13 protein-coding genes and 3 pseudogenes are annotated in these 13,717 nt (G+C 57.7%); 11 read left to right on the forward strand and 5 right to left on the reverse strand.

Going from position 1 to position 13,717, the window contains the following annotated elements:
• The 3 genes from GNZ13_RS11075 to GNZ13_RS11085 all read right to left on the reverse strand — a co-directional run.
• Positions 1-197, reverse strand: a 197-nt coding sequence (locus tag GNZ13_RS11075) for a helix-turn-helix transcriptional regulator (RefSeq protein ID WP_172163509.1), incomplete at its 3' end; no start/stop codon positions are given.
• Positions 198-800: 603 nt separating this feature from the next.
• Positions 801-1,580, reverse strand: coding sequence for an SDR family oxidoreductase (locus GNZ13_RS11080; RefSeq protein WP_172163512.1), 780 nt, complete (start codon positions 1,578-1,580; stop codon positions 801-803).
• Positions 1,580-1,906: a nuclear transport factor 2 family protein gene (locus GNZ13_RS11085; protein WP_172163515.1), complete on the reverse strand. Its 327-nt coding sequence runs from the start codon at positions 1,904-1,906 to the stop codon at positions 1,580-1,582. Before GNZ13_RS11085 ends, GNZ13_RS11080 begins: the two co-directional genes overlap by 1 nt.
• A 128-nt stretch (positions 1,907-2,034) precedes the next feature.
• Here GNZ13_RS11085 and GNZ13_RS11090 point away from each other — a divergent pair, with 128 nt between their 5' ends.
• On the forward strand, positions 2,035-2,358 hold the full coding sequence (locus GNZ13_RS11090) for a winged helix-turn-helix transcriptional regulator (protein WP_172163549.1): 324 nt from the start codon (positions 2,035-2,037) through the stop codon (positions 2,356-2,358).
• An 856-nt stretch (positions 2,359-3,214) separates the two neighbouring features.
• Positions 3,215-3,694 carry a Tn3 family transposase gene (locus GNZ13_RS11095; protein WP_172163518.1) on the forward strand — a complete coding sequence of 160 codons (480 nt, stop codon included), beginning with the start codon at positions 3,215-3,217 and terminating at the stop codon, positions 3,692-3,694.
• 141 nt (positions 3,695-3,835) lie between these two features.
• Here GNZ13_RS11095 and GNZ13_RS11100 read toward each other — a convergent pair whose 3' ends face one another.
• Positions 3,836-4,345, reverse strand: a complete 510-nt coding sequence (locus GNZ13_RS11100; RefSeq protein WP_172163521.1) for a DUF1269 domain-containing protein — start codon at positions 4,343-4,345, stop codon at positions 3,836-3,838.
• A gap of 364 nt (positions 4,346-4,709) precedes the next feature.
• Between GNZ13_RS11100 and GNZ13_RS11105 the strand changes: the two genes are divergently transcribed.
• From GNZ13_RS11105 to GNZ13_RS11125, 5 genes are all read left to right on the forward strand, one after another.
• Complete coding sequence (locus GNZ13_RS11105; protein WP_172163524.1) at positions 4,710-4,964, forward strand: cytochrome b; 255 nt, start codon at positions 4,710-4,712, stop codon at positions 4,962-4,964.
• A gap of 120 nt (positions 4,965-5,084) precedes the next feature.
• Positions 5,085-5,249, forward strand: coding sequence for a hypothetical protein (locus GNZ13_RS11110; protein ID WP_172163527.1), 165 nt, complete (start codon positions 5,085-5,087; stop codon positions 5,247-5,249).
• Between the two features lie 1,052 nt (positions 5,250-6,301).
• Complete coding sequence (locus GNZ13_RS11115; RefSeq protein ID WP_172163552.1) at positions 6,302-6,628, forward strand: DUF4148 domain-containing protein; 327 nt, start codon at positions 6,302-6,304, stop codon at positions 6,626-6,628.
• A 67-nt stretch (positions 6,629-6,695) separates the two neighbouring features.
• Positions 6,696-7,076 carry a DUF4148 domain-containing protein gene (locus GNZ13_RS11120; protein ID WP_172163530.1) on the forward strand — a complete coding sequence of 127 codons (381 nt, stop codon included), beginning with the start codon at positions 6,696-6,698 and terminating at the stop codon, positions 7,074-7,076.
• A 102-nt stretch (positions 7,077-7,178) separates the two neighbouring features.
• Positions 7,179-7,595 (forward strand): transposase, encoded by a 417-nt coding sequence (locus GNZ13_RS11125; RefSeq protein ID WP_172163533.1) that lies wholly within the window; start codon positions 7,179-7,181, stop codon positions 7,593-7,595.
• 279 nt (positions 7,596-7,874) lie between these two features.
• Here the strand turns inward: GNZ13_RS11125 and GNZ13_RS52225 are convergent.
• Positions 7,875-8,528: pseudogene (locus GNZ13_RS52225) on the reverse strand (methyl-accepting chemotaxis protein); the annotation flags it as partial.
• On the opposite strand from GNZ13_RS52225, the gene GNZ13_RS11140 reads away from it, so the two are divergent.
• The 4 genes and pseudogenes from GNZ13_RS11140 to GNZ13_RS11150 all read left to right on the forward strand — a co-directional run.
• Positions 8,485-9,063, forward strand: a complete 579-nt coding sequence (locus GNZ13_RS11140) for a substrate binding domain-containing protein (RefSeq protein WP_236001948.1) — start codon at positions 8,485-8,487, stop codon at positions 9,061-9,063. The pseudogene GNZ13_RS52225 and the gene GNZ13_RS11140 overlap by 44 nt on opposite strands.
• A gap of 1,674 nt (positions 9,064-10,737) precedes the next feature.
• Positions 10,738-10,884: pseudogene (locus tag GNZ13_RS54200) on the forward strand (hypothetical protein); the annotation flags it as partial.
• 427 nt (positions 10,885-11,311) lie between these two features.
• On the forward strand, positions 11,312-11,854 hold the full coding sequence (locus GNZ13_RS54205) for a helix-turn-helix domain-containing protein (RefSeq protein WP_172163546.1): 543 nt from the start codon (positions 11,312-11,314) through the stop codon (positions 11,852-11,854).
• A 563-nt stretch (positions 11,855-12,417) separates the two neighbouring features.
• A pseudogene (locus tag GNZ13_RS11150) lies at positions 12,418-13,523 on the forward strand (NtaA/DmoA family FMN-dependent monooxygenase); the annotation flags it as partial.
• Positions 13,524-13,717 lie beyond the last annotated feature (194 nt).

Here is a 13,717-nt window from a genome sequence, read left to right on the forward strand (position 1 = left end):
AAATGGCCAGGTTTGAGCACGTAACCCACCCCCGCGCTGCCTTCGACGGCAGCGCCCTGCGCCGTCAGTTCAGCGATGTCGCGATAAATCGTCCGCTCGGACACCGCAAGTTCGACGGCAAGTTGCGAGGCCGTCACGGGGCGTCGCCTGGTGCGCAGTATCTCCATCAGGCCCAGGAGCCGTCCCGAACGCGACATGCCTCGCTCCTCCCCAGAAATGAACAAGCTACTGACGGGTTGCTATCAGCGCCTGGCCATTTTAGAGCGTCGCCGGCAGGACATCCGGCCGCGGCAGGACTGCTCCTGACAGGAACTGACAGACCCGCGTCTTATCAATGGTTTCAGGACACCTTTATTCCACTGCAGAGGACTTGTGCGAGCGCGCCGCACTAGTCACCGGGCGAACACGGTCTGCCTCGTACCCAACATGGAAACAGAGCCGGTTTCCTCTCACCTGCCACCAGAACTCAATCGGAGCCCCATTACCGCGCGAGCGGTTTCGTCCAGCGGCTCGACATGAGACGGTCGCTGATCGCGCTCTGAGCTTGCCGTCCGCCATTCCAGGGCATCGCGAATTGCGGACGAAGGGTGACCTGCTGTGTGAACTGACGTCCAGGTGCGATGACGCCGGTGAATAATGCCCGGCCCACCACGGCTGGCCGTGCTGCAGAAAAGCAGAGGTTCATTGGGCGGGCACACCACGTGAAGGCCGGCGCCTGAACGGGAACCGCGAACAGCTACCTGCGAAACGCGCTTCGCGTACGCCGAAGCACGTCGACGTCCACCGACAAGCGGCTCAGATTACGCGGTCGGAACAGTTCCGCCGTCGATGACGTACTCAGTGCCGGTGATGGCGCTGGCCCGCGCGGAGACGAGGAAACCAATGAGTTCTGCGACTTCTCGGGGAGAGCATGGCCGGCCGAGAGGAATGCCCCCGAGCGAATCCATGATGATCTTGCGGGCGCCTTCCGTGTCGATGCCGTTCTGCCGGGCGATCTCAGCAACGAGACCCGCGGCGGCATCCGTCTCGACCCAGCCCGGGGAGACACGCACGACCCGAACGCCTTTCGGACTGACTTCCTTGGACAAGGCTTTGCTGTAGTTCGACAGGGCAGCCTTGGCGGCGGCATAGGCAATCGTGGCTTCCGGCAACGGTAACTGCCGCTGGATCGACGTGACGTGGATGATGACGCCCGAGCGCTGCTCGACCATCGAGGGCAACAGCGCGCGATCGATGCGTACGGCCGGGAACAGGTTCAGGCTCAATGCCTTGTTCCATTCGTCGTCGTCGAGCACCCTGAAGCCACCCGCCGGCGCAGATGAGCCACCCGCCACGTGCACGATTATATCGACGCCGCCGAGCCGGTCGAGCACGGCGTCGACAATGGTTTTACAGCCCTCGGCCGTCGTGATGTCCGCACCGATGAACCTTTCTTCGGTAAGGTCATCGGAACGCGAACGTGCCGTCGCGAGGACGTTCGCGCCCGCCTCGCAAAGGTGTGCGACAACGGCTTTACCGACGCCTTTGGTCCCGCCTGTGACGAGCGCCCGAAGGCCCTGAAGTTCGAGTGCGGCGCTCATCAGTGAATCTCCAGAGACGCGATCTTGCCGCCGGCCAGGACAAACGTGTAGGTCAGCTCGACCGGGCTACCGGAGAAGGCGCCGGTGAGCCTGGCGCGCATCGTCACGGCGGCGCCATCCTGGGACAGGTCCAACCGCCCGACGTTGTACTGGCACCAGGCTTTGGCGTCTTTCTTCCAGGCCTGGATGGCTTCGAGCCCCTCGATAGTGCGGCCCTCGTCGCGCACCACGGCATCGGCAGCGAAGCAGTTCGCGAGAGGAGCGGTGTCGCTGGTGGTTTCCGCGTTCAGATAGGCATCCAGTGGCGGCGGCAGGGTCATGTTCATCGGACTTTTCCTGAACGTCACGTTTGCATGTCCCAATGATGGCGCTCTAGTTACCACATCGCAAGAACGCACTAAAAAGTAAGTAAGCCGTACCCAACCGAAAAGCCTACACTCCCACGACCGCCGCGATCGACGTCGAAGCCGCATTCAAGCTGCTGGAAGGACGTTGGAAGCTGGTCATCCTGTTTCACCTTTTCGGTGGTCAGGTGCGACGCTTTTCGGACCTCGAGAGGCTGATCCCGGGCATCACGCAAAAGATGCTTGCCCAGCAGCTACGCCGCCTCGAAGAGGACGGCATTGTGACGCGCACGGTCTATCACCAGGTGCCGCCGAAGGTGGACTACCGCCTAACCGATTGGGGGCAGGCGCTGTGCCCGGCAATGGATGCGATCCTGAAATGCGCGGAGCGCCGTGAAGACTTTCCATCGGCTGCGTCGAGCGCGCGTGCCTAAGGCTGACTGACCTGTTTTCCTGAATTCGAATTCTGTGGGTTGTCGACGAGGTGTCTGCTGCAAGCCAACGGATGCGTCTGCATCGGTTTGGGGTGCTCTCCCAACGTTTTCGGAGTCACGCCGTCGGGTCCCGGTATGGTCGGACCGCGTCAGCGATCCGACACTTTCCGTGATGGCCGACGAGATAAAGGCCGACGCGTTATCCGCGGTCGTCTCATGTCGCTCCCGGAGCGGACGGTGGTAAATCTTGTCCGAGCGGCTCCATCGGGTCGATCAGTGTCATTCGAAGCGGTAGGTCGCTATCTCCTCGGCTGCCGCGCGCGGCTACGTCCGTGCTTTATTGCCCAATTCTGAAGCCGGACCAAGTCAGCCGAGCGAATCCTGTCCGAGCTACCCGAATTCCCGCCTCACGCGGCGAGTGTTCACGCTTAACCCGGTTTTCCGTTCCACTGCGCCTCAAACCCCAAGTTCAGTTGAACAGGCCAAATGACGCGCCGAGTCTGACGCCCCCCCGGCATTGACATAGCCGATCGCAAGCGGCCTGCACGTCCGAATCGCTGACCGGAGCCCGCTAAGCGGTACCTTATTGTCTGGCGGTTTCAAGCAACCGGTTGCGGGTTTCGGCCGGCACGGTCACCGACGATCCGCGCCTGTTGCAGGCCATTGACGCCGAACTGGCCATGCTTTGAGCCGACCTCCCCCTTCGTGCCGCAGAAGTATCAGTCAAGCAGCCGGACGAATATCCGAATGGGAGCATTAAAAACCTTGGGTTTGTAATCTGAGGCGAGCCCGAATTGATCCAAGAGCTCGGCAGCTTCGCTCGACAATGGGTGGCGAGCAGCACCGGGAGAACCAGTTGGAGCTGGCCGTCGAAACGTCGGCGGCTCGCTATCTGGATGAACGCCTTGAGCGTTTGCACGACGCGCTCGATGAAACCCATCGGCTCGTGGCAGCGGGCGAACCGCCTGATGTTGAGCTGAACGAGATAGGGCTCAGGATCTCGCCACTGGATGACGCAACGCTGGCAGAAGCGAATGTGCTCAAGCCGCAGGCCTACGACCTGATGCCGCGCGTGAAGATCACGGACCTGCTGCTCGAGGTCGATCAGTGGACCGACTTCACACGCCACTTCACGCACCTGAAGAGCGAGGCGAAAGCGCCCGGGCGGACGCTGCTGCTGACCGCCATTCTCGCCGATGTCTTCAACCTTGGCTTAGAGAAAATGGCCGATACCTGTGCGGGCACGAGCGCCGCAAAACTTGTATGGCTGATCGCCTGGTATATCCGCGACGAGACCCACCAGAAAGGATTGGCAGAGCTGGTCAAATCTGCATAGCCTGCCCTTCGCAGCCTACTGGGGCGAGGGCACCACCTCGCCGCGCCGCCCGCACGACAACGAGCTTTCTGTCGTTCATATTGGTCCGCACATCATGGCGGACCACGTCATTGCGATGGAACCAGATGACATTACGCGGCGTCACGGAAACGCCGGAATCGTCGGGTCCGTTCCCTGGATGTTGGCCTCGGCGTGACGCAACTTGATCACCTCTTCGATTTCTTCGACGCGATCTTTCGCGACGTCGACCATCATCAGCAGTTCGCCTTTTTCTATAGCCTGTTCGAAGCGCTTGAGCCGCGTATTCGGTACATCGACGCCAATCATCGTCGCCGTCCATGCACCAAAGCCGGCGCCACAGAGCGTGATCGCCACGACCGCGCCGCCTGCAATCGTCAGGCCGGCCGGCGGGAACGCCAGTGCGACCAGTCCGGCCAGCGTCCCCGTGAGGCCGCCCATCGCCGCCCCTCTCGCGAGGGCGGGCAACAGATCGCTGCGTTGCGCCAGGGTAGCTTCTGGCAAATCCTCGAGCGGCACATTGTGATTGGCGATCACGTGGATATGTCGCCACTCGACCCGCAATAACAGAAGTTCGTTGATAGTCATCTGTGCACTATGCACATTCGGCAATAGCAAATAGATACGTCTCATGTCCTTCTCCCGAACGGTGGTTCACCAGTCCCGAAGCATCGGGAGGGTGTCTTGTCCATACCGCAACTGGAGTGAGGTTATTCCCGAAGGACTGGCGTGTTGGCAGCCGACCGGGAATAGATCGCGTGTACTTGCGGTTGTGCTCCGGTCCGCATAATCGCAAGAATTACCTGTTCGCGGGTGTGTACTCGTGTGGGGAGCGCGCCGCTGCATTCAGAGGTGGCTCAACCACTTTGATGCGAGCGACGGGAATAAATCTGGCTTTGAGATGGTTTTTCAGTTTGCGGCCACGCAGTTTGCATTGCCGATTGATCTGGCAAGCGAGGTTCCGCCCGTCACATTATTTTGAAAAGTGAGATCTCTCATGTCCCGCGCCAACAATGACACTTACACACGCTTTGCCATCATCATGCACTGGTCCATTGCGTTCTTGATCCTGTTGAGCCTATCGATCGGACTCTATATGGATACATTCCCGCATAACTCACCTCGCTTCAACGGCATCTTGTTCTATCACGCATCGATCGGCAGCCTGATCTTCATGCTGATGGCACCACGCCTACTGTGGCGCCTTATGCATACGCAGCCAACACTCCCGCCCAGCATTCCGAGGTGGTAAGCGTATTCTGCGAGCGTGTTGCACGGGAAGCTGTACGTACTGCTGTTCTTGGTGCCGCTTGCCGGTTACGTGCACTGACTGGCGGGCGCACATCCGGTAAGTTTTTTTGGTTTGGTGGGTATGCCAGTCTTCATCGGCCGGGACGAACCTTTGCGTTTGCTGACTGACACGCTGCACCGCGGGTTGGTGCTGACGCTTGCGCTCTTGCTGATTGCGCATATCGCCGCCGCGTTGAAACACAAGTTCATCGACCGCGACGGCGTTGCTGGACGCATGGGAATTTGATCTACAGGAACTTCGCGGGAGGCGCCCACTCCCAGCATCCTTCGAGATTTTCGTCAACGTAGGCAATGGTGGGGCATCGAATTCACTGTGACCGACGAATCGCTCGTGATCGCCGTCACCGCTGCACGGAAGTTGATTCGTTGGCTCATGGTTAATGATCGAGTTCCTCGCGGGACGGATTTATCGTGAGGGTTGGGTAGGCATGTTCCATGGCAGCAGCGAGGCGTTGTCGTCAGCGTTTGCTGAAAAACGGTAGCTCCATCCCAGATCACGGATGAGCCTGGTTCCTCAACCGCCTTGAGGTCACCGGCGAGATCCCGCTTCGACTCGCCCGGAACCTTCTTGGCCTTCCTCCCATCGTCGTCCATCGGCGTGTCCTCCAGGTTTCCGGCGTCTCACAGAAATACCGGAGATTGGGCCAGTTTATTCCAATGATGTGCCGCGTTCGGCGCACGAAGTTCGGTCCCAGGCGTCCGTCGCTCGTGCCGATGTATTGGGTACGAGCAGGCACTTCGGATCGAACTGATCGGCGGGCGTCACTTCGCTAACGTTGATCGTTGCCACCGTGCCGCGCGCCTGTGGTGGATGTGTCGTCAGGGATGGAATGACCTGACGCCGTCGACCTGCCCCAGAAACTTGCTCGGTGACGCGATCGCCAATGCATCATGTTTTTTCTACACCCCCTGGCAGCTTTGGGAATAAGCGGCGCACGCTCCCGGTATACCGTAGTGTGAGCGCAGCCTGATGGAGACTGCAGCGTTTCGGTCCCCTCACATTGAAGCGAGCAGAGAAATGGAGAACGCGGTGTCCAACGTTCTGGCCCGTTGGATTCCGGTCGGTTGCGATGCATACGACGAGAATGTGTTTATACCGTGGATCAAGGAATCCTTATAGCAGCGAACGGTGGCTTTGCTTCGAGCCTGTCTCCGACAGTAAGCCCTTTACGACGCATGTGGTCCGACGGAACCCGGTTGAGTTTTCCGCGCGATTCATGATGCAGAACCAGCAACTTCCCGTCATTTATATTGGAGTCCAAAGTGAATAAGCGAACCATGATTTTCTCCCTGATTCTCGTCGCCGGAGCGGGCATAGCGATCAACGCGCAGGCTCAAGAAAAGACCCGTGCGCAGGTGCGGCAGGAGTTGATTGAATCCGAACGCAACGGTCTGAATTTCGTGAGTGACACGTCGTACCCCGACGTTGCGCCGATCTTTGAACAGCAGGTCGCGCGGCTCAAGCAGCAAAACAGCGACAGTGGGATGGGTGTTGCAACGACAGGCACAAGCGATGCCGGCCACATCAAACGGGAGACGCCTCCTTCAGATCCGTCAGCCTGCGTTGGACCTGTCAGCTTCTGCACCATTTATTCCGGCTCTTGAGCCACACGTCAACGTGCTTCACTAGTTCCCTGGCAAACCGGGGCCCTTGCTGGAAGGAGTCAAGATCATGAAAAAGCTCGCCCTGTTGGCACTGACGCTCAGTGCGGTCGTCAGCTCCACATCGACTTTTGCGCAGTCCGCGTCCGTCCCGCTCACCCGAGCGCAGGTACGCGCCGACCTCATCAGGCTCGAACAGGCTGGATACAATCCGTCGGCCAACGATGACGCGACCTATCCTATCGATATCCAGGCTGCGGAGGCGAAAGTAGCCGCCCAGGACGCTGAACAGCAAGCCGCCACACCCCAGCAGCAAAAAAGCGACAGTGGCATGGGCGCCGAAATGAAAGGCACGAGCGATTCCGGCCACAAAAAGCAAGATACGCATCCCTCAAATCCGTCGACCTGCGTCGGACCTGTCAGCTTCTGCGATATTTTTTTCGGCTCTTGAGCCACACGCCACCGTGCTACGCCAGAAGTGGTTTCATAAACGCCCTGTGTTAACTTCTCGTGTGCCGTGTTAGCTTGCCTGGCATGGCACGACGAGAAAAACTTGCAGAAGAGCAAGGGTACGAAGCTCATGGTTTTTTCAGATGCTCATGGTCTTTCACTCGCCGCGCACACGCCTTCTGCTAGCCCACATGAAGTCACCCTTGTCGAAGCTACGCTCGATGAAAACACCACGCCGGGAGGACCCCGACGAATTATTGGGGATCTTGCCAATGACAGTGATCCGTTCGATGAGAAGCTTGCGCAGGGAGGCGTCGAACTGATCTCCCCGCACCGCAGGAACCATTGCAGGATGGTCGCGCGCTGCGTCGATACCGGCGCCGATGGAAGATCGAGCGTCTGTTCGCATGGCTCAACAAGTTCAAGCGTGTTCTTACTTGCCGGGACCAATGCCATGAACGCTACACCGCCTTTGCCCCATCTCGCCCTCTCGGTCATCCTGCTGCGCCGGTGTTTATAAAACCAGTTCCAAAAGGAACCCACAACAATGCACAAGACCGACGCAAGTACCCTGACAGATTGCTCCCGGCACTGAAATCCTGATGCATGGCTGCAATCACGGCCTTCGAAACATCGCAACATGAAAGCTTGGCAAGCCAGGGCGTCCACGCATAACAACGCCACCTTGACACTGCATACAGAAACATTGGACGGGCTGCCCGGTATCAGCTAGCGAGTCATTGTCGAATTGGTTCAACAAAAGTTCATTACGTTCTCGCGAAATTGATGATATTTGTGGCTAAAACTGCTTCCACTGCAAATCGAGGCCCGCTTCCGTATGCTCGACCATCATGTGCGTGGCAGAGCAGATCTTCCTGGCCTCCTGCACGGCAAAGGTCCCCCCTGGCGCAGCATCTGGCCGTTTAGTCAAGACCTGTGCCCTCACGTCATCGAGCTTGAACACACCAACCAGGTCCGCGAGCTTGCCCGCCTGATCATGCAGCAATTGCGCGGCCGCGGCGGCTTCCTCCACGAGCGCCGCATTCTGCTGCGTGACCTGGTCCATGTGCGCCATCGCCTGGTTGATCTGCTCGATCCCGGCACTCTGCGCCTGGCTCCCGGCTGTGATCTCACCCGAAATGCTCGTCACACGCTCGACACTCACCACGATCTCGTCCATTGTCGTGCCAGCTTGCGCAACCAGTCGGCTTCCGGCCTACACCCGCTCCACCGAGTCGCCGATCATGTTTTTGATTTCCCTGGCAGCTGCCGCGCAACGCTGCGCCAGATTTCTCACTTCACCCGCTACCACTGCGAAGCCCCTACCTTGCTCTCCGGCGCGAGCTGCTTCGAACGCGGCGTTGAGCGCCAAAATATTGGTCTGGAACGCAATGCCTTCGATGACCCCAATGATCTCGACGATCTTGTTGGCTGATCCTGTGATCACGGCCATCGCCAACCTGGCGTATGGCGATATCGATGTCGCTCTCAGGATTACTGATTCGCCACGCGCCGAATATTCCGCTCACTGTATCGCAGTGGTCGACTTCGCCTACTGTGCTAGCCCGCAATATCTAGCCAAGGTTGGGACGCCACAAGATCCAGCACAACTCACCGCACACCAATGTCTAGTAAATTCTCAGCTATCGGCCGACAATTCGTGGCACTTCACGTCGCTGGAAAAGGAAACATGGGTCGACGTGCGTCCTGCGATTCGCGCGAATAGTAGCTTGGCGCTGCTGGAGGCAACGCTTCAAGGACAGGGCGTGGCCTATCTTCCGATGTACCTTGCTTCGCCGCACATTCGGGCAGGAAAGTTGTGCAGGATCCTTTCAAATTTCTCGCCTGCGCCCAAATACAACCTCTATGCCGTGTATTTTCCGTCCAGGTATCAGAACCCACGGGTTCGCGCTCTTATCGACTTCCTTGTCGCATCGTTTCAGGGTGGGAATCCGTGGACAATTGGTGCGAGGGAGGGCGTGCAATAAAGTCAACGGCCCTGTTGTCGACGCTCCGTCCAGCGACAGGAGGTCTCGTCTAGCTTGCACACACAGCGTCTCAGCGACCGAGCGTTGATTAATGTACCAATGATGTCGAGCGGATTACCCATCGGGAAACCAGCCATTGGCTCGAAATATTCGAGCTGCGCAGTCAACGCCCAGCATCCCTCCCCGTCCTTAAATCCGAGGTCTTCAGGCTAGCTACGGATGGAGGGTGAGCCAGTTCGCTCACTCCCCTACGAGGGCCCCAAAATCGGGCGCATATTTGTCCATCCAGTCATAGCTAGCTGTCTCGTTTGCCCACGCCCAACCAGAAAAGCGAGAACCGGAAACGTTCGCTTTACGCTCGCGGTGCGACGTGATATCGCCGACCGTTGTCCGCTCTTCCGAACTCACCGCTTCCTCGGAGTAGCGCGCTCGTCTATCGTAAATTTTTACCTTGTCCTCCTCTTCATCAAGATTCCCTACCGAGACAACTCATCCACCGTCGCCGAATGAACTCGGGTACCAGTCGCGTCAACATTTTGCTCGACACAGTCACCGGTGCTCTAACACGTAAGTACCTCTTTGTTCCGTGCCCAATTGACGCACGCAGCGATTGCTGCACGCGGATCGCATCCCAAAGCACGATCAGCAGCTGAAAAATATCCACCTTCTACAACCTGATAGAAATGTTCAAAATCTATTTAAGTCGCTGCAATCGAGATTCACACTGTGCTGCAACAGGTGCAATCATGATGGGCGCTCGAAATGAAGACTGATCAGGAGGCCGCTTGAAAATGTCCTTGCATGCCCAATGCAAACCAACCACTTAATCTGAGCAAGACCAACTCATACTTGCTGTGCAAGACGATCCAATGTCGATATAAAGTATCGTGTCAAGCTTCTACTCCTTTAGCAGAGACTACAACATACCCCGTATCGCATCATTGAAGGAGGCGTGACAATAAAGAATGGCAAGAACGTGCTCTTCGAAGCCACCTCATCTACGCAACAAGTCGCGAGGTGTTGAAATCAGCACGCTAATGAGGTCGCACACCCCTTCATTTCTGATTTGCCTTCGCTCCTTGCGCGAAGGTTCGTGCTTTTCGAGTCGGACGCGCACTGCCAATCGACCTCCACGCACAATATCTTTAACTCTCCCTGTGCGCGTACCGCTACGGAAAGCGTTACACAAAAATGCGCCCCGTTAATTGCGAAGTAGGGCTCGGTGACTTGCACAACGCCAGGGCGAGCGCTGGCACTACGAAAGTACGGACATCGTTTCCGATACGTTGCACACGCGTCCGAAGGTGTCAGGGAGCGCCGAAAGACTGCTGGATCTGCGGTAGATGCCATTGCGCTTCCAGCGATTTCCTCTCCTCGCGCATTCAGAAAAAACAACGCCCGACGCCATGGAGCGACTGCAATTTATCGTAAATTGGTGCGACTTCCTTGACGCAGTTTCATTGAATTGGTCACGAGCGGAAAGCTATCCTTTAGGTCAGTTACGGACAAAATTGATACCCTGCTTAGAGTTTGTGACCAATCGAAAAAGTAGCTCGCGGGACTGTCGGATCCCGTGTTAAATTGAGGGAGCGAAGTTATCGTTCGGATCTAAAAAGATGCAAGGCCATGAAAGTGTGCACCTTCAAAGACGTCAAGAAGTAGCTCCTTGGTCGCGTTTCCGACGAGCTAGACATCCCAATTAGCCGGATTGCAGTGGACGAACAGCTTCTAGATTTGGGGCCGTCGTCGTTCCTGTCGATCGAGTTAGCACTGAATCTCGAAGGTTCATTGGTCTTCCCCACTGAACCGTTGATTGTGTAGGACTATCCAACCATTCGCCGATTGACAGCTTGCCTTGACGTGATATGGATCGTCTGACATGTCCATGCACAAAACAGGCAATGTGGCTCCGGCGAATTCAACTGTGAGTATTCGGTAGGGAATCCTTCCTATGGGCGGCATTTTCGAAACATCTCTCTCGCTAGACGCGGCCGTTTGTACCGATACTCCCGGTCTTTTCCGACGTTTAAGACATCGGGGCGGAAGCGGCTCGGTAGACTCGAACGACGAGTGTGCACTCGTTCTCAACCTGACCACAGCCCATCAAATCAAGGGGCATCTAGGTGGTCGGGAAATCACGAACTTTCCCAGGTTGGGGTCCATCACTTTAATACCTCCCGGTTGCAAGGCAGCGGTCCAAATCTGGGGAGAGAGTTGCGTCTTGCAGATGCGGATATTATGGGCGGAAATGCTGATCTGGCTTTACGAGGACTTTGCAGCAGATCCTGCTTCGGTGGACCTCTCCCCTGCGTGCCTCGTTGAAGACCCCGCGCTTGCCCGACTAGTCTATGCCGCTGCCCTCGCTCGTGACGACAAAGTTGAACTGACAGCAAGGTCAGTTGCTGCTTATCTGTTCTCAAAGTACCAGAGGAAAGCTCCCTCACACCTACCCGTTCGCGGCGGCCTGTCGCCAAACCAACTGCGCCGCGTCCGAGAAATAGTCGACGAACAACTGACCAGGCCGCTGCATCTACCCGAACTGGCGGATGGGATAGGTATAAGTCTGTTTCACTTTGCCAGGGAATTCAGCCGCTCTACAGGATGCACCCCGCACCAGTACATAATCGGACGCAGACTGGATCGTGCCGCTACTTTGTTGGCATGCACTGACTTGAGCGTAGCCGATGTTGCGCGCAGAGCGGGGTTTGCGCACGCGAGCCATCTCGCCCGGCATTTACACCGTCATACAGGACTCACCCCGGAGAAATTCCGAAGTCGCCTGCTCCCCTGAGACTCAAGGATTTAAGAATGAAGATACGACGTGCTCTATCAGCCTGCGTCAATCACGATTGGACATGGTTCGTCACCGTGGCCAGAAGCGCTGCCTGACGCACCGGTCAGAAAACGCGAACGCGCGCATAAAAAACGCTCAACGAGGCACATAGAGATAATCGAAATGATTAGTTAAATTGCTGGCCGCGTAGGGCTAATCTTGGTGATTGCATGAATTCCCCCCGAAAGATCTTACGATAACAAATTCAGCGCGGCTGCTTCTGACGAACTGGTCAGAGCAGCCAGCTTTTTTGCCCAACCCGAATGCAACGAACATGAGCTACCGCATTATCGATACCTCGCCTCTCGACCCCGTAGCGAAACCGTTGGCCGACGCACTGCAACTCGAGTACGCAACACGGTACCGCGAATTTTTCCTCAATAACAATGTCTCCGCTGCGGAGGACCCAGCGCGAAATCGCGCGGAGCTACACCGCTGATCGCTGGTCGAGCGGCTGGCCGGCGCCGCACTGCCCACACCTGTATGAACTCTCTTTTCCATCTTGCTTGACGGACTCGATCATGACCCAGCGCAACCTTACTTTTGGCATCATGCTCCAAGGCGCGGGCAGCCACATGAATTCGTGGCGGCATCCCGGTGGACCCGCTGATGCCAGCGTGAATCTCGACTTCCTCACAGGCATTGTGCACAAAGCCGAAGACAACGGCATAGCGTTCGCTTTCGTGGCCGACGGCCTCTACATCAACGAAAAGTCGATTCCGAACTTCCTGAACCGCTTCGAAGCGCTCACGATCCTCTCGGCGCTCGCCACCGCGACTTCGAAGATCGGTCTTACGGGCACGGTCTCGACCTCGTACAGCCACACGTACACCGTAGCGCGGCAGTTCGCGCCGCTCGATCTCATCAGCGATGGGCGCGCGGGCTGGAACGTGGTCACGTCACCGCTTGAAGGTTCGGCGAAGAACTACGGCGGAGAGCATCCGGACCACGAATTGCGCCACGAAATCGCGGACGAGTACCTCGAAGTTGTCCAAGGGCTCTGGGACAGCTGGGACGACGATGCGTTCGTACGCGACCGCGCGAGTGGGCGGTTTTTTTTGATCGCGACAAGCTCCATACGCTCGACCACAAGGGTCGCTTCTTCGAAGTCGCTCGCCCGCTCAACATCCAGCGCTCGCCGCAGGGGCAGCCCGCGATCTTTCAGGCCGGATCGTCGAATTCCGGCATCGACCTAGCCGGCAAGTATGCCGACGCGGTCTTCACGCTTGCGCCTTCGCTTGAAGAGACGCTCGCCTTCTCCGAGCGCGTCCGTGCAACCGCCGTGGCGCACGGACGCAACGCCTCGGACGTGAAGATCTTTCCTGGCGTTGCACCCATCGTCGACGCGACGCAGTCCGCAGCCGAGGCCAAGTACCGCGATATCTGCGATCTCCTGAGCGTTGAGGAGGCACTCGTCTATCTCGGCCGTTTCTTCGAGCATCACGACTTCTCGCAGTATCCGCTGGACGAGGCGTTTCCCGAACTCGGTGATCTGGGCTCGAACAGCTTCCGTTCGACCAGCGACCGCATCAAAGCCGAAGCGCGCCGCAAAGGATCGACACTGCGCGAGGTCGCGCTGGAAGTCGCAACGCCGAGGTCGCCGTTTGTCGGCGCGCTCGCGCAGGTGCAATGACGGGATTCGCCTGGCTCGAGCACGAAACCCTGCGCGACACAACCCAAATCGGGTCTATTACCCTAAAAACCGCAGTTACCCAGTTGCAATCGCAGCGATCGGAGTCCGTTGCAGCGGTGTAGATGCGGTAATGCGTGCGCAGATATAGCGCAGCAGCTCGCGCCATCGGTCGAGCTTCGGGAACTGCT

Source organism: Paraburkholderia elongata (genome assembly GCF_013177735.1).
Taxonomy (GTDB): Bacteria; Pseudomonadota; Gammaproteobacteria; order Burkholderiales; family Burkholderiaceae; genus Paraburkholderia; species Paraburkholderia elongata.